This is a genomic window from Rubrivivax albus (assembly GCF_004016515.1).
GTDB classification, from domain to species: Bacteria; Pseudomonadota; Gammaproteobacteria; order Burkholderiales; family Burkholderiaceae_C; genus Rubrivivax; species Rubrivivax albus.
The window spans coordinates 1-18958 of the sequence record NZ_SACT01000009.1 but is presented as its reverse complement, the minus strand read 5'-3'; the positions used below and the strand labels follow the sequence as shown (position 1 = coordinate 18958).

General features: G+C 69.9%; 18 protein-coding genes. 6 read left to right on the top strand and 12 right to left on the bottom strand.

Features of this window, described 5'->3' with window-relative positions; genetic code table 11:
* Positions 1-98 precede the first annotated feature (98 nt).
* The 12 genes from ENE75_RS25755 to ENE75_RS20725 all read right to left on the bottom strand — a co-directional run bounded on the left by ENE75_RS25755 (position 99) and on the right by ENE75_RS20725 (position 12589).
* Positions 99-2831, bottom strand: coding sequence for a serine/threonine-protein kinase (locus ENE75_RS25755; RefSeq protein ID WP_128200286.1), 2733 nt, complete (start codon positions 2829-2831; stop codon positions 99-101).
* Positions 2832-2997: 166 nt separating this feature from the next.
* Positions 2998-3738, bottom strand: coding sequence for an SDR family NAD(P)-dependent oxidoreductase (locus ENE75_RS20775; protein WP_128200284.1), 741 nt, complete (start codon positions 3736-3738; stop codon positions 2998-3000).
* A complete protein-coding gene (gene denD / locus ENE75_RS20770; protein ID WP_128200282.1) occupies positions 3735-4742 on the bottom strand; it encodes a D-erythronate dehydrogenase in 1008 nt (335 codons plus the stop codon). The genes ENE75_RS20775 and denD overlap by 4 nt, the downstream gene beginning before the upstream one ends.
* Before the next feature lie 10 nt (positions 4743-4752).
* Positions 4753-5526 carry a FadR/GntR family transcriptional regulator gene (locus ENE75_RS20765; protein WP_128200680.1) on the bottom strand — a complete coding sequence of 258 codons (774 nt, stop codon included), beginning with the start codon at positions 5524-5526 and terminating at the stop codon, positions 4753-4755.
* A gap of 8 nt (positions 5527-5534) precedes the next feature.
* The gene (locus ENE75_RS20760; protein WP_128200280.1) at positions 5535-5924 is read right to left on the bottom strand and encodes a cupin domain-containing protein; all 390 of its coding nucleotides are present in this window, start codon (positions 5922-5924) and stop codon (positions 5535-5537) included.
* Positions 5925-5952: 28 nt separating this feature from the next.
* A complete protein-coding gene (locus tag ENE75_RS20755) occupies positions 5953-6723 on the bottom strand; it encodes a glucose 1-dehydrogenase (protein WP_128200279.1) in 771 nt (256 codons plus the stop codon).
* Entirely contained in the window at positions 6720-7265 is a 546-nt protein-coding gene (locus ENE75_RS20750; RefSeq protein WP_375138501.1) for a gluconokinase, read from the bottom strand. The genes ENE75_RS20755 and ENE75_RS20750 overlap by 4 nt, the downstream gene beginning before the upstream one ends.
* Complete coding sequence (locus ENE75_RS20745) at positions 7246-8295, bottom strand: ABC transporter ATP-binding protein (RefSeq protein ID WP_128200277.1); 1050 nt, start codon at positions 8293-8295, stop codon at positions 7246-7248. The genes ENE75_RS20750 and ENE75_RS20745 overlap by 20 nt, the downstream gene beginning before the upstream one ends.
* Positions 8295-9143, bottom strand: a complete 849-nt coding sequence (locus ENE75_RS20740) for a carbohydrate ABC transporter permease (RefSeq protein WP_128200275.1) — start codon at positions 9141-9143, stop codon at positions 8295-8297. The genes ENE75_RS20745 and ENE75_RS20740 overlap by 1 nt, the downstream gene beginning before the upstream one ends.
* Positions 9144-9165: 22 nt before the next feature.
* Positions 9166-10026 carry a carbohydrate ABC transporter permease gene (locus tag ENE75_RS20735; RefSeq protein ID WP_128200273.1) on the bottom strand — a complete coding sequence of 287 codons (861 nt, stop codon included), beginning with the start codon at positions 10024-10026 and terminating at the stop codon, positions 9166-9168.
* Between the two features lie 97 nt (positions 10027-10123).
* Entirely contained in the window at positions 10124-11500 is a 1377-nt protein-coding gene (locus ENE75_RS20730) for an ABC transporter substrate-binding protein (protein ID WP_128200271.1), read from the bottom strand.
* 120 nt (positions 11501-11620) lie between these two features.
* Positions 11621-12589, bottom strand: a complete 969-nt coding sequence (locus tag ENE75_RS20725; protein ID WP_128200676.1) for a 2-hydroxyacid dehydrogenase — start codon at positions 12587-12589, stop codon at positions 11621-11623.
* A gap of 94 nt (positions 12590-12683) precedes the next feature.
* Between ENE75_RS20725 and ENE75_RS20720 the strand changes: the two genes are divergently transcribed.
* From ENE75_RS20720 to ENE75_RS20695, 6 genes are read left to right on the top strand one after another with little or no spacing between them, the layout of a single operon-like run.
* On the top strand, positions 12684-14426 hold the full coding sequence (locus ENE75_RS20720) for an IlvD/Edd family dehydratase (RefSeq protein WP_128200269.1): 1743 nt from the start codon (positions 12684-12686) through the stop codon (positions 14424-14426).
* A 55-nt stretch (positions 14427-14481) separates the two neighbouring features.
* Positions 14482-15228: an SDR family oxidoreductase gene (locus ENE75_RS20715; RefSeq protein ID WP_128200267.1), complete on the top strand. Its 747-nt coding sequence runs from the start codon at positions 14482-14484 to the stop codon at positions 15226-15228.
* Positions 15229-15241: 13 nt separating this feature from the next.
* Entirely contained in the window at positions 15242-16126 is an 885-nt protein-coding gene (locus tag ENE75_RS20710; RefSeq protein WP_128200266.1) for an NAD(P)-dependent oxidoreductase, read from the top strand.
* Positions 16123-17151 carry an L-idonate 5-dehydrogenase gene (locus ENE75_RS20705; RefSeq protein WP_128200264.1) on the top strand — a complete coding sequence of 343 codons (1029 nt, stop codon included), beginning with the start codon at positions 16123-16125 and terminating at the stop codon, positions 17149-17151. Before ENE75_RS20710 ends, ENE75_RS20705 begins: the two co-directional genes overlap by 4 nt.
* A 17-nt stretch (positions 17152-17168) precedes the next feature.
* The gene (locus ENE75_RS20700; protein WP_128200262.1) at positions 17169-17909 is read left to right on the top strand and encodes an SDR family oxidoreductase; all 741 of its coding nucleotides are present in this window, start codon (positions 17169-17171) and stop codon (positions 17907-17909) included.
* Positions 17910-17928: 19 nt separating this feature from the next.
* Positions 17929-18789 (top strand): fumarylacetoacetate hydrolase family protein, encoded by an 861-nt coding sequence (locus ENE75_RS20695; protein ID WP_128200260.1) that lies wholly within the window; start codon positions 17929-17931, stop codon positions 18787-18789.
* Positions 18790-18958: the final 169 nt, after the last annotated feature.

Below are 18958 nucleotides of genomic sequence, written 5' to 3'. Positions count from 1 at the left end.
GCCCCCTCCAGAACAGTCCCTGCCGACTGCTCCGCGCCGGGCGAAGCGACCGAGCTCATCGCGGTCGTGGGAAGCCACGACGCCCCGCCGAGTGGGGCCTACCGAGCCCCCAAGCTGCGGTCCAGTTCGAACACCGACGGTGCCTCTGGCCCCAGGCGCTGTACAAGCTCGTCGCGCAGCCGGGTCGCCAGGTCGGTGGCCTCCGGCGACGCGGTCGCCACGAAGGGCGGCAGGCCCAGCAGGGCCTCGGCCACCTGGCGCCGGTGGTGCCCGATGCGGCGCATGGCCGCCCCTTCCGCCGTCAGCGCGCGCCCCTCCTCACGCCGGCCCTGCATCGCCACGGCACGACCCAGCACGATCAGCACGTCCTCGGTCGGTGCCCGGTGCAGGTTCTCGCCGACCCGGGCCACCCGCAGTGCCTCGCGCAGGTGGCGCTCCGCCGATGCCGGCTGCCCATCCGCCAGCGCGATGCGGCCGAGCATCAGGTGCGAGCGCACGAGGTCGCCATGGTCGGCCGGCAGCACCTCGCGCCGGATCGACAGCGAAAGCTCGGTCATCTGCCGGGCTTCCGTCAACCGCCCCTGGTGCATCAGCGCCAGACCGTGCCAGTCCAGGGAACCCGCCGTCCAGCGGTGTCGTTCACCGGCGTGCCTGCGGTCGGTGGCCAGCGATTCCGCCGTGAGCCGGGCCGCCTCGTCGATCTGTCCACGCTCGATCAGCAGGCCCGCCAGCAGCCGCTGCGCACCGGCCAGCAAGGGATGCCCCCGATCGCCATAGGCGGCCAGCAGACGCTGCAGCGCCTCGCGGGCCGCCGCCTCCGCGGCTTCGATGGCACCCCGTTCGTAGTGCACCAGGGCCACGTGCCGCAGCAGCTCGCCAAGCCGGACATCGGGCGCCTTCATGCGCCGCCGCATGGCCACGGTCTCTTCGTACAGGGTCAGGGCCTCGTCGAGTTGACCGGTCGAGTACAGGTTGTAGGCCAGGTAGAAAATGGCGTTGGCCAGGCCCTCGCTGTCGCGGCCGCCGTCGAGCCCGCGCAGCGTGGCCAGCGCGCGGCGGAACACCGGCTCGGCGTCGGCGTGTCGGCGCAGCGCGTTGTACGAGGCACCCAGCAGCACCTGCGCGTCGGCCTGCTCGGCCGGTGTGCCGACCTCCCGCCACATGGTCTCGGCCTGCAGCGCCCAGTCCAGCGAGGCATCGAGCTCGCCTTGGTCGTGCGTGATGTCCGACAGCGACGACAGCACGCGGGCCACCTCACGGTGCGGGCCGGTGTGCTGCGACCGCAGCAGCTGCAGCGCCGACTGGTGCATCTGCAGCGCCTGCTCGTAAGCGCTCCAGCTGTGGTACGCCCGCCCCAGCGCACTGCGCAGCCGGCCGGCCACCTCGGGATCGGCCTGCAGTTCGGCCTCGATGCGCCCGGCTGCCTTGTCCAGCAGGTCGCGCACGGTGACGTCCCGCGCGGCGCCCTCTTCCGCCTGCGTGCTCTCCAGCAGCGTGGCCGTGAAGTCGGCCGTGCGCTGGGCGCTGCGCTCGGCGGCCAGGGCACGGTTGCGCTCGTCGGCCAGCCGCCAGGTGAAAGCCGCCGTCCCGCCCACGGCCAGCACGATGGCGACCGCGGACACCGGCACGCTCACCGGGTGCCGGCGCAGGAACTTGCTGCCGCGGTACATCAGCGTGTCGCGCCGCGCCTGCACGGGCCGGTGCGCCAGGAAGCGCTCGATGTCCTGCGCCAGCGCCTGCGCGCTCTCGTAGCGTCGCTCCGGCTCCTTGCGCAGCGCCATCAGCACGATGTTGTCCAGGTCGCCCTGCAACTCGCGCGCCAGGCGCTCGGGCGACAGCCGCCCGCCGCGCTCACCCTGTGCCTGCAGGCGGCGGCTGCTGCCGTCGGAGACAGCATCGCTGGGCCGCGGCGGCTCGGTCTCCACGATGGCACGGGCCAGCGCCGCCGGGTTGCCCGGCGTGTCGGCATGCGGCAGGCGCCCGGTCAGCAGGTCGTAGAGCAGCACGCCCAGGGCATAGACGTCGGTGGCCGTCGTCACCGGCCCGCCGGTCACCTGCTCCGGGGCCGCGTGGCTGGGCGTCAGCAGGCGCTCGCCGCTGCGCGTGACGCCCTCGGCGTCGAGCAGCCGCGCAATGCCGAAGTCCAGCAGCTTGGGGACGCCGCTGCCATCGACGAGGATGTTGCTCGGCTTCAGGTCGCGGTGCACGACGAGGTTGCGGTGCGCGTGGTCCACGGCACGACAAACCTGCGCGAACAGGCGCAGGCGTGCCGCGGTGCCCAGGCCCTGGTGCTGGCACCAGGCGTCGATGGGTTCGCCGTCGACGAACTCCATCACCAGGTAGGGCGCGCCGTCGGCGGTGGTGCCACCGTCGAGCAGGCGCGCGATATGCGGGTGCGTCAGCCGGGCCAGGATCTGACGCTCTGCCGCCAGGCGGGCCCGCGAGTCGTCGCCGACCAGCGCGGGGTTCAGCAACTTGACCGCCGCCACCTGTTCGTACTGGTCGTCGGCACGCTCGGCAAGGTAGACCGCGCCCATGCCACCGTCGGCCAGATGCGCGGTGATGCGCCACGGGCCCAGGCGCTCCCCGACGAGGCCGCGCCGACCCTCGGCCACCCACTGTGCCGCGGCTTGCGCCACGGCGGCGGGCACGGGGTCCTGACCCTTGGATGCATCCGTGGCGGCGTCCGCCTGGAGCAGGCTGCGCAGGGCATCGGCCAGCGCCGCGTCCGTGCCGCAGGCCTTCGCGATGTATTCGGCGCGCGCCGGCTCCGCCAGGTCCACGGCCTCGGCGAACAACGCCTGCAGCCGGCGCCAGCGGGTTTCGTCCATCGTCACGGTGGTGGGTTGGTGCGGCAGCCGGGCAGCCGGCCTTCACCCCGGACCATAGACCATGGCGCCGAGGCTCCACCCGCTCGGGCGCGGTTCAGGCCCAACCCGCGCGGACCTGGCGCGGGCCAGTGCCACGGGAGACCCGCAGGACGGCGCGGCGGCGTGCTCAGTACGTCGCGCGCCCGCCGGTGATGTCGAACACGGCGCCGGTGCTGAAGCTGCAGTCGTCACTGCACAGCCAGGCCACCATGGCGGCGATCTCCTCGGGCATCAGGAAGCGGCCCATCGGGATCTTGCCCAGCATGTAGTCGATGTGCTGCTGGGTCATCTGCTCGAACATCGCGGTCTTGGCCACCGCCGGCGTGATGGCGTTGACCAGCACGCCCGACGTGGCCAGTTCCTTGGCCAGCGACTTGGTCAGCGCGATCAGGCCCGCCTTGCTGGCGCTGTAGTGGCTGGCGTTGGGGTTGCCTTCCTTGCCGGCGACGGACGCAATGTTGACGATGCGCCCACGGCCCGCGGCCTTCATGCGCGGGGCCACATGGCGGCAGGTCAGGTACGGCGCGATCAGGTTCACCTCGATCACGCGCCGCCACACCACCGGGTCGAGCTCCCAGGTGGTGGCGTTGCCGCCGGTGATGCCGGCGTTGTTGACCAGGATGTCGATGGCCGGCAGCGCCGCGGTGGCCGCGGCCACGGCCGCATCGTCGGTCAACTCCACGACACGCCCGCTGACGGTGCCCGACTTGCCGAGCTCGGCACACGCGGCGTCCAGCTTCGCCGCATCGATGTCCCAGATCACCACCTGCGCGCCGCTGGCCAGCAGGCGTTCGCAGGTGGCGTAGCCGATGCCCTGGGCACCGCCGGTGATCACGGCCACGCGGCCGGTCAGGTCGTAGGTGTTCACTGCAACCCCCTCAGCGCCGTCGGGTGCGCGGCGTGGTCGTCGATGTACTGGCGGATGATGGTGGCAAAGTCCGGCTCGGGCCGCAGGCCCAGGGCCGCCGCACGCTCGGCGGTGGCGCCGCGGGACCAGCCGGCCACGATGCCGGCGATGCGCTCGTCGCGCTCGAAACGCACGCGGGCGCGCACGGCCGGGCCGGCCACCGCCTCCAGCGCGTCGAGCATCTGGCGCACGGTGACGTTCACCGCCGGCAGGTTCAGCGCCAGGCGGCCGCCGAAGGCCTCGCGGGACGCCTCGTAGACGGTGATCAGGCCATCCACCGTGGCGCGCACCGAGGTCAGCGGATGCGACACCGTGTCGTCCACCGGGCAGATGGCTTCTTCCCCTGCCAGCGGCTCGCGGATGATGCCGCTGAAGAACGAACTGGCGGCGCCGTTGGGCCGCCCCGGGCGCACCGCCACCGTCATCAGCCGCGCGCTGCGGCCATCGACGAAGCCCTTGCGCGTCCAGTCGGCGATCAGGTGCTCGCACACCAGCTTGTGTGTGCCATAGCTGGTCTGCGGGGCCGGCAACGTGGTGTCGGTCACCAGCGCCGGCAAGGGCACCGACGCGTCGGGCCCGAAGACCGCCACCGAGCTGCTGAACACCAGCCGCGCCGGCGCATGCCCGGCCTCGACACGGGCGCGCAGCGCGTCCAGCAGCGCCCGCGTGGTGTCGAGGTTGCTGCGCAGGCCGAGGTCGAAATCCGCCTCGCATTCGCCGGACACGGCCGAGGCCAGGTGGAACACGCCGTCGAAGGCCTCGTCCTTCAGCGCGCCGACCTGAGACAACAGCGGCCCCGTGCGCACCTCGACGCGTACATCGGCGGCCAGATCCGCCGGCGGGGCTGCCTGGTCGGCGATCACGATGCGTTCGATCGCCCGACCCTGAAGCTCGCCGCGTGCCAGCAGCGCGCGCACCAGGCGCGCACCGACGAATCCGGCACCGCCGGTGACCATCAGCTTCATCTCATCACCTTCATGCCTTGACGCGCCTGCCCGCCTTGACTGGTGCCGGCGCACGCAGGCTGACCGGCGGCGCCGCCAGCGATGGCAGCCTGCGACGCGATGCCAGCACGAGGTCGATGTCCTCGGCCGCACCGTCGATCAGCACCAGGATCGCCTTCTCCGCCTTAGCCGGCTGGCGCGCGATCACCGCATCGAGCACGGCGCGGTGCAGCGGCAGCGATTCGCGCGTGCCGTCGGGCTTGCTGGTGGAGATCTCGAAGCTGGTTCGCAGCAGCGCCCCGATGGCCTTGCTCATCTGCACCATCATGCGGTTGCGGCAGGCGCGCAGCAGGCCCTGGTGGAAGCGCAGGTCGTGCGTGACGTAGTCGCCGCCTTCCTCGATGGCCTGCTTCATGCCGGCATAGGCGTCCTCGATGGCAGCGATGTCGGCGGCCGTGGCACGCTCGGCTGCCAGGCGCACCGCCGCGGGTTCCACCACGCGGCGCAGTTCCTGCAGGTCGCGCAGGAACTCCTTGGACAGGCCGGCCTTGCTCTGCCAGGCCACGAGGTCCGGGTCGAACCAGTTCCACTGCTCGGCCGGCAGCACGCGTGTGCCCACCTTGGGCCCGGTGCTGAGCATGCCCTTGGCCACCAGCGACTTGATGGCCTCACGCACCACGGTGCGGCTGACGCCGAAGGCCTCGCACAGCTGCGGCTCCGGCGGGATGCTGCTGCCCACGGGGTGGCGGCCGGCGACGATGGCCTCGCCCAGCGCGTGCAGCGTGTGGCCATGGACGTTGCGCACCGGGGGCTTCACGGCGCCCCCCGCACGAAGGCCGTGACCAGCGGATCGGGCCCCACCTGGCGGCTCCAGTGGCCATGCAACGCGGCGTCGAATGTCGCGCCCTCGGGCAGCGTGTCGGCGGAAAAGAAGTGCTCGCCGGGCCCGAAGACGCGGCTGCTGCCGTCCTGCAGGCCGATCTCCATCCGACCGCGCAGGATGAACACCCACTGCGGCGTGCCGGTGCAGTGGAAGCTGCTGCGGAAACCCACGGGGCTCTCGCGCAGCTGCAGGCCGCCGCCGGGCATCAGGGCCGACAGCCGCGCCTGCGGCGTGCCCTCGTCCAGCGGCACGTCCTGCTCGCGGAAGCGTGCCCGACCGTCGGTGTCGGTGAAGAGGATGACCTGGGTGAATGTCGCCATGGTCGCCATCATGCCCGGTGCATCGGGCTCACAGCGTGGCCGTCACGCCGCCGTCCACGTACAGGATGTGCCCGTTCACGAAACGACTGGCGTCGCTGGCCAGGAAGACCACGGCCGGGGCCAGGTCCTCCACCTCGCCCCAGCGGCGGCTGGGCGTGCGGCCGATGAGCCAGCGGTTGAAGGCCTCGTCGGCCGCCAGGGGCGCGGTCAGCTCGGTGCGGAAGTAGCCCGGGCCGATGCCGTTGACGTTGATGCCCAGCGGCCCGAGGTCGATGGCCATGCCCTTGGTCAGCATCTTCACCGCACCCTTGCTGGCGGTGTAGGCCGCCGTGCCCGGCCGCCCCAGCTCGCTCATCACCGAGCAGGTGTTGATGATGCGCCCGGCCCCGCGCGCCACCATGCGGCGGGCCACGATCTGGCCGACAACGAACAGGCTGTCCACGTTCAGGCGCAGGATGGCCTGCCAGTCGGCCGCGGGCTGCTCGTGGAAGGCCCCGCGGCGCGTCATGCCGGCGTTGTTGACCAGCACGTGGATGGGGCCTATCCGGGCCTCGATGTCGGCCACGGCCGCTTCCACCGCCGCGGCATCGGTGACGTCGAAGGCGCGCGCGTGCGCCTGCAGCCCTTCGGCCGCCAGCGTCGCACGCGCTGTTTCGAGCCGCGCGGCGTCGCGTGCGTTGAGCACCACGGTGGCGCCCGCCTGGGCCAGGCCGCGCGCCAGCGCCAGGCCGATGCCGGTGGACGAGCCGGTGACCAGGGCCACGCGGCCGTCGAGGCGGAAGGTGTCGGCGTTGATCATGAAGGGTTCTCCAGGGCCTGCAGTGCCTGCAGTGCCTGCTCGACCAGCCGGGGTGGCGCCAGGGCGATGTCCAGCCGGATCGGGGCTTCGTCGTCGCCCGGCGGCTCCAGCGTGTCAAGCTGGCTCTCCAGCAGCGACGGCGGCATGTAGTGCCCGCTGCGGCTGCCCAGCCGCTGCGCCAGCAACGCGCGGTCGCCATGCAGGAACACAAAGCGCAGGTCCGGCGCGCCGGCACGCAGCAGGTCGCGGTAGATGCGCTTGAGCGCCGAGCAAGAGGCCACCACGCCACTGGCCTCGGCGGTCGGGTTGTTGAGTTGTTCGGCCACGGCCTGCAGCCAGCCGTGGCGGTCGGCGTCGGTCAGCGGAACGCCAGCGGCCATCTTGGCCACGTTGCGGTCGGAATGCAGCGCGTCGCCTTCGACGAAGTTCACGCCCAGCCGCTCCGCGAGCAGCCGGCCCACCGTGCTCTTGCCGCAGCCGCTGACCCCCATCACCACCACCCGTGGCGCGCCGCGCACGGCATCACCCCAGGCGCGCGCCACCGGCGCGGTCGAAGACGTGGGCCTTGGCGCCGTCCAGTGCCAGGTGCACGGTGTCGCCGGCGCGTGCCTCGGTGCGCCCGTGCATCACCACGGTCATGTCCTGCCCGCCCACGCGCAGCAGCAGTTCGGTCTCCGCACCCGTGGGCTCCACCACCACCACCTCCGCAGCAATGCCGTCCGTGGCCAGCGCCAGGTCGGTCGGCCGGATGCCGTAGTGCACGTCCTGCCCTTCCCGGCCCACACCAGCCGGCAGCGGCCAGCGGGCGCCCAGTGCCTCCACCATGCCGCTGCGCACCGTGCCGTCGAACACGTTCATCGCCGGGCTGCCGATGAACTGGGCGACGAAGAGGTTGCCCGGGCGGTCGAAGAGTTCCAGCGGGGTGCCGATCTGCTCGACGATGCCGTCGTGCATGACGACGATGCGGTCGGCCATCGTCATCGCCTCGATCTGGTCGTGGGTGACATAGACCGTGGTCGTCTTCAGCCGCTGGTGCAGGGCCTTGATCTCGGCGCGCATGGCCACGCGCAGCTTGGCGTCGAGGTTGCTCAGCGGCTCGTCGAACAGGAAGACCTTGGGCTTGCGCACGATGGCACGCCCCATGGCCACGCGCTGGCGCTGCCCCCCGGAGAGCTCGCGCGGGTAGCGGTCGAGCAGCTTGTCCAGGTTGAGGATGCGCGCCGCGTCGTCCACGCGCCGCGCGATGTCGGCCGGGTCGGCCTTGCGCAGGCGCAGGCTGAAGCCCATGTTCTCGCGTACCGTCATGTGCGGGTACAGCGCATAGCTCTGGAAGACCATCGCGATGTCGCGGTCCTTGGACTCCAGGTCGTTGACCACGGTGTCGTCGATCAGGATCTCGCCGCCGGAGATCTCCTCCAGGCCCGCGAGCATGCGCAGCAGCGTGCTCTTGCCGCAGCCCGACGGCCCCACGAGCACGACGAACTCGCCATCGGTGATCTGGAACTCGATGCCGTGGATGACCTTGACCCGGCCGTAGCTCTTCTGGATGTCGCGGAAAGTGACGCTTGCCATCAGCTTTTCACGGCGCCTGCGGTGAGGCCCGAGACCATGTAGCGCTTGAACGCGTAGTAGATCGCCGCCGGTGGCAGCGCGTAGACGAAGCCGGTGGCCATCAGCAACTCCCACGGCGAGTCGTCGGCCGCCAGGAAGTTGCCGAGCGCCACGGCCAGCGTGAGATCCGTTTCCTTGCTCAACAGCAGGAAGCCGTAGAGGTATTCGTTCCAGGCCAGCAGCAGCGCATAGGTGCCCACCGCCACCAGGGACGGCACCATCAGCGGCACGTAGACCAGGCGGAACAGCTGCAGCGGCGACGCGCCGTCGATGCGCGCCGCCTCGTCCAGTTCCCAGGGCAGCTTGTCGCTGGCCTGCTTGAGCACCCAGATGCAGTACGGCGAGGCGATGGTCACCATCGCCAGCACCATGGACCACTTGCTGTTGAGCAGGCCGTAGTTGGCCATGGTCTTGTACATGGGCACGGCCAGGAAGGCCGCCGGGATGAAGTAGGTGAACAGCGCCAGGTTCATCACCGTACGCCCGCCGGGCACGCGCAGCCGGCTGATGGCGAAGGCGGCGCAGGTGGCGATGATCAGCGTGAGCACACCGACCCCCACGGCGATCAGCAGCGAGTTGCCCAGCTGAAGCCAGAAGTGGTTCAGGTAGAAGTGCTGCTGCTGGAACACCGTGGTGAAGTTCTGCATCGTCGGGTGATCGGGCCACAGCCTGCCGCTGGTGGCGGTGTCACGCGGCGAGATCGCGAACAGGAACAGGTGGTAGACCGGGATCAGCGTCCACAGCAGCACCGGGATGCCCACCAGCAGCAGCTGGGCTTCCCGGCTCGCCTTGCGCCAGCTGAACTTCATGGCGTTCTCCGCGCGGCCGCGCTCACTTGCTCAGCCGTTTCATCATCACGTAGACCAGCGGCAGCACCAGCGGCAGCGCCACCACGATGGACGCCATGGCCAGTTCCACCTGGTCCAGCCGCAGGTAGCGAATGCCTAGCGTCGCAAGCACGTGCGTCAGGTCGGCCGGGCCACCGCCGGTGAGCAGGTAGACGCTGTTGAAGTCGCCCAGCGTCCAGATCATCGACAGGATGGTGGAGGTGAGGTAGAGCCCCTTCATCGCCGGCCAGGTGATGAAGCGGAACTTCTGCCAGCGCGAGGCGCCGTCGACGCTGGCCGCCTCGTACTGTTCGGTCGGGATCGCCAACCGGCCGGCCACCAGGATCAGCGTCCAGAAGGGCAGCGACTTCCAGATGTGCATCAGCATCGACAGGCTGAAGGCCAGCGTTGGGTCGTTCAGCCAGTTCGGACCATCCAGCGCCGTCAGCTTGAAATAGAGCGTGTTGATCACGCCCCACTCCGGGTTCAGCATGAACCGCACCGACAGGATGGTCGGGATCGAAGGCGCGGCCCAGGGCAGGATGAAGACCAGCGCGACGATCTTGATCCACCACCGGGACTGCACGAAGAAGCCGGACAGGCCCAGCGCGATCATCATCTTCAGGTTGACCGCCACGACGAGAAATACCACCGTGTTGACCACGGTGCGAAAGAACACCGGGTCACCCGCCAGTTGCACGTAGTTCTGCGGGTCTCGCGCCAGCCACAGGCCGTAGCCCACGGGGTAGAGCACGAAGACCAGGAAGATCAGCACGTACGGCGTCACCAGGATGCGGCCCCAGCGATGCCAGGTGTTCGCGGCACGCGGCTTCTTGGGCAGCGGGGCGACAGCGGAGGTGCTCATGCGCAGTTCAGGAGGAGGCCAAGCATGCGGCGGCTCGCCCACCCTGCCAGCCACCAGGGCCGGCAGGGCGGCGCAAGCACCGCTCAGCGCGCCTTGGTCAGTTGCCGGCCACCGTCTTGATGCGGGCGATCATCTCGTCCACGGCACGTTCGGTGGGCCACTTCTCGCTGACCACCCGGTTGACCGCCTTGGCCCAGACGTTCTCGTTGTTCAGCGTCGTGAACTTGTAGTTCTTCGTGAACTCGAACGGCGTCGTGCCCGCCATGAACTGGTTGTAGACCGCCAGCCGCTGCGGGTCGGCCTTCCAGAACGGGCTTTGCTGGCTGGTCTTGAGCACCGGGAACCAGCGGCCCTTCGCGCCTTCGACATAAGGCGTCAGGTTCTTCTCGTCGAGCAGGAAGCTGACGAACTTGCGCGCGCCGTCCTTGTTCTTGGCCGCCTTGAAGATGACACCCGTCTTGACCGCGGCGCGGTAGATCATCTTGCTGCCGTCGGGCTTGCTGGGGAAGCCGGCGGTGGCGATGCGGTTCTCGTAGTTGTCCTTGGCCGTGGCGCGCTGTTCCGGCGTCAGGTTGGGGTTCGTCGAGTCGTCGAGCCACTTGGTCGCGATCGAGATCGTCGCGTTGTGCGTCAGCACGATGGTCTTGTTGTGGAAGGCGACGTTGTTGTCCGGGTCCTTCCAGGCCGTGGACGACGGCGGCGTGCAGCCCCGGGTGTAGGCACCGGCGTAGTCGTTGACGGTGTTGATCAGGCCCTGGCGCACCGCCGGGTCATCGACCAGCAGCTTGCCGGAATCACTGACCAGCGTCACGTTGTGCGCGTCCATGAAGGTCAGGAACGAGTAGAACGAATCGCTCGAGTCCACGCCCATCGGAAAGCCGGTGCCGAAGACGCGCTTGCCGGTCTTCTGGCGGTACGCGGTCTGCACCTTGTCGCACCAGAAGTCCCAGTAGCCCTTCCAGTCCTTGGGGATGTCGCTGTCCTTGAAGCCCGCCTCGGCCAGCATGTCCTTCCAGTACTGGATGTGCATGGTCTGCTGCTTGATCGGGTAGGCGTAGTACGACCGCTTGCCCGTGGTGGCGTCGAGCAGGAAGGTGGTGGACAGGGCACGCGGCTCGAAGCGGTCCCGGATCGGGTCGATGATCCCGGCGATGTCCTCGAGTTTGCCCTCGGAGGCCCACTTGGCCGTGACCTGGAAGTCGAACACGTCGCTATACGCCACGTCCGGCGGGTTGCCCGCGTCCAGCGCGGCCACCGACTTCGGGATGCCTTCCTGCGGCGCGTAGAGCGACAGGTCGACCTTGATGGTCGGGTACCTGGCCTCGAACTTCTTCACCGCCTCGAGGAAGGCGTCGTCCTCGCCCTTGTAAAAGCCCTTTGCCCACCAGACGGTGAGCTTCTCCTGGGCGGCCGCCTGGCCGCTGGCGATCAATCCGGCGCCGGCGAGCGCGGCGAGCAGCAACTTGGTCTTCATGCGGTTCGTCTCCTTGCGTGACAGGGCCTCGGATGGGCCTGTGGTCTTATCGTATGATGATTGAACCAATGCAGTTCCCGGGGTTTCCCTGATCGTCGGCGCACCGGCCGCTGTCGATGCTCAGCGGCACTCCGGCACGGGCGTGCGCACGGCCTGGCCGGCGAAGTGCAGCCGCAGGTTGTCGGCCGCCAGGTCCGCCATGGCCTGGCGCGTGGCGTTCGTGGCGCTGCCGATGTGCGGTGCCAGCACCACGTGCGGCATCGCCCGCAGGCGTTCGGGCACGTTCGGTTCGTCGGCGAAGACGTCCAGCGCCGCACCGGCGATCACGCCACCCTCCAGCGCCTCGATCAACGCCACCTCGTCGACCACCGAGCCGCGGGCCACGTTGACGAGGATGCCCTCACCGCGACCCTTGCCCAGCGCGCGCAGCACCTCGGCGTTCACCAGGTGGCGCGTCCCTGCGCCTCCAGGGGTGATCAGCACCAGGAAATCGCTGCACGCGGCGAGCGCCGTCACATCGGGCACGAAGGCCCAGGGCAGCGCCGGCTTGGCGGACCGCGCGGTGTAGGCGATGTCCATGCCGAACGCCACCGCCCGCTGGGCGATGGCCTGGCCGATGCGCCCCATGCCGACGATGCCCAGGCGCGCACCGGACATCTTGCGCGCCAGGGGCATGGCGCCTCGGGCAGCCCAGTCTCCGCTACGCACCCAGCGGTCGGCTGCGGGCAACTGCCGTGATGCGCACAGCATCAGGCCGAGCGCCAGGTCGGCCACGTCGTCGTTGAGCACGTCGGGCGTGTGCGTCACCATCACGCCGCGCGCCTTGGCCGCCGCCACGTCCACGCCGTCGTAGCCCACGCCCATCACCGAGATCGTCTCCAGCGCCGGCAGGCGGGCGATCAGGTCGCCCGGGACGCGCGAATCGCCACTGGCCGCGATGGCACGGATCTGCGGCGCCACGGCGGCAAAGGCCGCCGGGTCGGCCTCGTGCAGGCGGTCGAGCACGACGAAGGCCGCCTCGATCTGGGGCATCAACATCGGCGACAACTTGGCAGCGGTGAGCAGGTGCGGGCGCGAGGGGTCGGACATCGGGGATTCCACGGTGAGGTCTTCAATCGTCATACCATAGTATTGAAGACGCCCCGGTCACACCCGGGAAAGCCAGCACCCGAGAGAACCCCCGATGAGCGAACCCACCCGCCGCAGGAAGCGTGCCGAAGAACTCCGCAGCTACCACTGGTTCGGCCGCCAGGACCGCGATGGCTTCGCCTACCGCAGCTGGCTCAAGGGCAAGGGCATCCCGCACGACCAGTTCGAGGGCCGGCCGGTCATCGGCATCTGCAACACCTTCAGCGAACTCACGCCCTGCAACAGCCACTTTCGGACCATCGCCGAGCAGGTGAAGATCGGCGTGCACGAGGCCGGCGGCTTCCCGTTGGAGTTCCCGGTGATGTCGCTGGGCGAGGTGCTGCTGCGCCCTACGGCCATGCTCTACCGGAACCTGGCCAGCATGGACACCGAGGAGAGCATCCGTGGCAACCCGCTGGACGGCGTGGTGCTGCTCTTCGGCTGCGACAAGACCACGCCGGCGCTGTTGATGGGCGCGGCCAGTGTCGACCTGCCCACCATCGGCGTCAGCGGCGGGCCCATGCTCAACGGCAAGTGGCGCGGGCAGGAACTGGGCTCGGGCACCGGTGTGTGGAGCATGAGCGAGCAGGTGCGCGCGGGCACGCTGAAGCTGGCCGACTTCTTCGAGGCCGAGAGCTGCATGCACCGCAGCCACGGCCACTGCATGACCATGGGCACGGCCAGCACCATGGCCAGCATGGTGGAAGCGCTGGGCGTGGGCCTGACCGGCAACGCCGCCTACCCAGCGGTGGACGGCCGTCGCAACGTGCTGGCACGCATGGCCGGCCGGCGCATCGTGGACATGGTGCACGAGGACATGAACCTGTCCAAGGTGCTCACGCGCGAGGCCTTCGAGAACGCCATCCGCACGCTGGCGGCCATCGGCGGCAGCACCAATGCGGTCATCCACCTGATCGCCATCGCAGGCCGCCTGGGCGTGCCGCTGACGGTGGACGACTTCGAGCGTCTGGGCAGCGAACTGCCCTGCCTGGTGAATCTGCAGCCCAGCGGCGAGCACCTGATGGAGGACTTCTGCTACGCCGGCGGCCTGCCCGCGGTGATGAAGCAGATCGAGCACCTGCTGCACCGCGACGTCATCACCGTCACCGGCCAGACCATGGGCGAGAACATCGCCAGCGCCGAGGTCTACGACCCGCGCGTGATCAAGCCCTTCGACCAGCCGTTCAAGGACAAGGCCGGCATCGCCGTGCTGCGCGGCAACCTGGCGCCGCGCGGCGCGGTGATCAAGCCCAGTGCCGCCACGCCCGAACTGATGGTGCACACCGGCCGCGCCGTGGTATTCGAAGACAGCGACGATTTCCACCAGCGCATCGACGACGACAACCTCGACGTCGACGAGACCTGCATCCTGGTCCTGAAGAACTGCGGCCCCAAGGGCTACCCCGGCATGGCCGAGGTGGGCAACATGCCGCTGCCGCCCAAGGTGCTGAAGAAGGGCATCACCGACATGGTGCGCATCAGCGACGCGCGCATGAGCGGCACCGCGTACGGCACCGTGGTGCTGCACACCGCCCCGGAGGCCGCCGCAGGCGGCCCGCTGGCCCTGGTGCACAACGGCGACCTGATCACGCTGGACGTCCCTGGCCGCCGCCTGCACCTGCATGTGGACGACGCCGAGCTCGACCGCCGGCGCGCCGCCTGGCAGCCGCCGGTGCCGCCGCTGCAGAGCGGCTACTGGAAGCTCTACATCGACCACGTGCTGCAGGCCGACGAAGGCGCCGACCTCGACTTCCTGCGCGGCAAGCGCGGGGCCTTCGTGCCGAAAGACAATCACTGAATGGCCAGCGCCCGGCAGTGCCGGGGCATGACCACACCACAGGAGACGAGCACCCATGAAGTACGCCGCCATCACCGGCGCAGGCTCCGGCATCGGCCGCGCCTGCGCGCTGGGCCTGCTGGCCGAGGGCTGGAGCGTGGCCCTGATCGGCCGGCGCATCGACGCGCTGAAGGAAACCGCGCAGAAGGCTGGTAAAGCCGCGTCGCGCTGTCTGCCCATCGCCTGCGACGTGGGCCAGGAGGACCAGGTGGCCGCCGCCTTCGCGCAGATCGAGCAGACCTTCGGCCGCCTGGACCTGCTGTTCAACAACGCCGGCATGGGCCTGCCGCCACAGACGCCCGATCTCGTCAGCGGCGCGGACTGGCGGCGCATCGTGGACGCCAACCTCAACGGCAGCTTCTACTGCCTGAGCCAAGCCTTCCGCATCATGAAGGCGCAGCAGCCGATGGGCGGCCGCATCGTCAACAACGGCAGCATCTCGGCCTATGCACCGCGCCCGGGCTCCATCGGCTACACGGCCACCAAGCACGCCATCAGCGGCCTGACGCGCACGGCCGCGCTGGACGGGCGACCCTACGACATCGCCGTCGGCCAGATCGACATCGGCAATGCCGCCAGCGAGATGACCGACCGCATGGTGGCCGGGGTGCCGCAGGCCGACGGCACGATGAAACCCGAGCCGCGCATGGACCTGCAGTGCGTGGTGGACGCCTTCCTGACGATGGCACGCCTGCCGCTGTCGGCCAACATGCTGTTCGTCAACGTGATGGCCACGAAGATGCCGTTCGTGGGTCGAGGCTGAGACGGATGTGGCCATGAACATCGGCTTCATCGGCGCCAGCGGCCTCATGGGCCACGGCATGGCGAAACACCTGCTGGCCAAGGGCCATGCGCTGGCGATCACCGTGCACCGCAACCGCGAGCGCGTGGCCGACCTGCTGGCCGCCGGCGCCACGGAATCGCCCTCCCCCGCCGACCTGGCCGCGCGCAGCGAGATCCTGTTCCTGTGTGTCACCGGTTCGCCGCAGGTGGAGGCCAACATGGACGCCATCCTGGCCGCGCCGAAGCCGGGACTGGTGATCGTCGACTGCTCCACCTCGGAACCCGACAGCACGGCACGCCTGCGCCAGCGCTGCACCGCCGCCGGCATGGCCTTCGTCGACGCGCCGCTGTCGCGCACGCCGGTGGAGGCCGAGGCCGGGCGGCTGAACGTGATGGTTGGCGCCGAGCCAGCGCTGTTCGCGCAGATCGAGCCGGTGCTCAAGTGCTTCGCCGAGAACGTGTTCCACGTCGGTGGCCCAGGCGCCGGCCACACCATCAAGCTGCTGAACAACTTCATCGCCCAAGCCATCTGCACCGCCACGGCGGAAGCCTTCGCGGTGGGTACCAAGGCCGGTGTGGACCTGAAGCAGCTGGTGGCGCTGATCGGCATGGGGCCGGTGAACTGCGGCCTGTTCCAGGCCATGGCCAAGACCCTGGATGGCCAGATGGACGGCCTGAAGTTCGAGCTCGACAACGCGCGCAAGGACGTGCGCTACTACACGCACCTGGCCGAGAACCAGGGCACGCCCAGCGTGGTCGGCGAGGCCGTGCACCAGGCCCTGGCGCTGGCCAGCGCGCTGGGGCATGGCCGCAAGTTCGTGCCGGCGCTGGTGGAGGCACAGGAACAGCTGGCCGGCACGAGGATCCGCCCGACATGACCCTCACCTGCCGCATCCACGCCGCGCATGACCTGCGCCTGGAACAGCTGGACACGCCCGCGCTCGGCCCGCACGACGTGCGCCTGCGCCTGGGCGCGGCCGGCATCTGCGGGTCGGACCTGCACTACTGGCAGCACGGCCGGGTCGGCGCCTTCCAGGTGCGCGAGCCGCTGATCCCGGGCCACGAGGCCTCGGGCGTGGTGGAGGCCATCGGCAGCGCCGTCACGCGCGTGCAGCCGGGCGACCGGGTGGCGATCAATCCTTCGCACCCCTGCGGCCACTGCGACTACTGCCGCAGCGGGCGTGGCAACCTGTGCCGGACGATGTTCTTCCTGGGCAGCGCCAGCGTGTTCCCGCACGCCCAGGGCCTGTTCCGCGACGCCTTCGTGATGGGCGAAACCCAGCTCACGCCGATCACCGAAGCCGACATCGGCCTCGGCGAGATCGCGTGCGCCGAACCGCTGTCCATCGGCCTGCACGCCTTGCACCGCGCCGGCCCGGTGCTGGGCGAGACGGTGCTCATCACCGGCGGCGGCACCATCGGCTGCATGACGGTGCTGGCCGCGCGCCTGGCGGGGGCCGCGCGCGTGATCGTCGGCGACGTGATGGATCGCCCGCTGGCCATGGCGCGCACGGTCGGCGCCGACGAGGTCGTGCGCACCGACCAGATCGATCCGAAAGCGCTGGCGGACACGGCCGACGTGGCCATCGAGTGTGCCGGCCACCCGGCCGCGCTGGCCACCTGCCTGGCCGCGGTGAAGCGCGGCGGCCGCGTGATGCAGGTGGGCACACTGCCGGCGGAGATCGCGTTCCCGGCCAACAGCGTCATGGCGCGCGAACTCGACTACCGCGGCGTCTTCCGCGCCCACCTGGCCTTCGACTGGGCGGTGCAGGCCATCCGCAGCCGGCGCGTCGATGTGCGGCCGCTGATCAGCGCGCAACTGCCGCTGACCCAGGCCGCCGACGCGTTTGCGCTGGCCGCCGACAAGACCCGCAGCACCAAGGTGCAGCTGATTCCCTCCTGACCTCCCGAGACCAACCCATGAGACTGCAGGGCAAGACCGCCTTCCTCACCGCAGCCGGCCAGGGCATCGGCCGCGCCGTGGCCGAGGCCTTCGTGCGCGAAGGCGCACGCGTGATCGCTACCGACCTGAACGAATCGCTGCTCGCCACGCTGCAGGGCGCCACCACGTTGAAGCTCGACGCGCTGGATCCGCAGGCCATCCAGGCCGCCGCCACGGCCCACGGTCCGGTGGACATCCTCTTCAACGGTGCCGGCTTCGTGCACGCCGGCACGGTGCTCGACTGCAGCGAGGCCGACTGGGACTTCGCGTTCAACCTCAACGTGCGCTCACAGTTCCGCACCATCCAGGCCTTCCTGCCCGGCATGCTCGCGAAGGGTTCCGGGTCCATCATCAACATCGCCTCTGTGGCCGGCAGCATCAAAGGAGCGCCCAACCGCTTCGTCTACGGCGCCACCAAGGCCGCGGTCATTGGTCTGACCAAGTCCGTCGCGGCCGACTTCATCACCAAGGGCATCCGCTGCAACGCCATCTGCCCCGGCACGGTGGAAAGCCCCAGCCTGCGCGACCGCATCGCCGCGCAGGCCGCTGCCAGCGGCCAGACCACCGAACAGGTGGAGGCCGCCTTCATCGCCCGCCAGCCCATGGGCCGGCTGGGCACACCCGAGGAGATCGCGCTGCTGGCCGTGTACCTGGCCAGCGACGAATCCCGCTTCACCACCGGCACCGCGCAGATCATCGACGGCGGCTGGAGCAACTGAAACCCACGACACGACATCCATGAAACTCCTGCGACACGGCCCCAAGGGCCAGGAAAAGCCCGCCCTGCTCGACGCCGACGGCCAGGTGCGCGATCTCTCTGGCGTGGTCGCCGACATCACCGCGCAGACGCTGTCGCCCACGGGCCTGGCCAAGCTGCGTGCCCTGGATCCGACCAAGCTGCCGGTGGTGCCGATGGGTCGCGCCGGTGTGCCCTGGACCGGACTGGGCAAGTTCATCGCCATCGGCCTGAATTACGCCGACCACGCGGCCGAGTCCAACATGCCGATTCCGAAGGAACCGATCGTCTTCATGAAGACGCCGGACTGCGCGGTGGGCGCCAACGACCCGGTGGTGCTGCCCCAGGGCTCGGTGAAGAGCGACTGGGAGGTGGAGCTTGGCGTCGTCATCGGCAGCACGGCCCGCTACGTGTCGGAGGCCGATGCCTTGCAGCACGTGGCCGGCTACTGCGTGATCAACGACGTCTCGGAGCGCGAGTACCAGCTCGAGCGCGGCGGCCAGTGGGACAAGGGCAAGGGCTGCGAGACCTTCGGTCCCATCGGCCCCTGGCTGGTGACGGCCGACGAGGTGCCCGACCCGCAGGCCCTGGGCATGTGGCTGGACGTCAACGGCCACCGCTACCAGAACGGCAGCACGAAGACGATGATCTTCGGCGTGGCCACGCTGGTCAGCTACCTCAGCCGCTTCATGACGCTGCGGCCGGGTGACGTCATCACCACCGGCACGCCGCCCGGCGTGGGCATGGGCGTGAAGCCAAGCCCGGTGTACCTGAAGGCCGGGGACGTGATGCGACTGGGCATCGAGGGGCTGGGGGAGCAGCAGCAGACGGTGCATGCCTGGGATGCGAGCCTGCTGGACTGAACGCCAACGCACCACCTCGGCACAGGCGGGCATGCAATGACCGCACTCGACCCGGAGCGGACGTTGGATACCGCGCTCGACGGCCGAGGCGGCAAGGCGGCGGCGGGTTGGCCTGTGGCGCTTAGGTCGAGCGGTCTCCGCTGCGCTCCGACTCCCCTGCGCTTCTCGG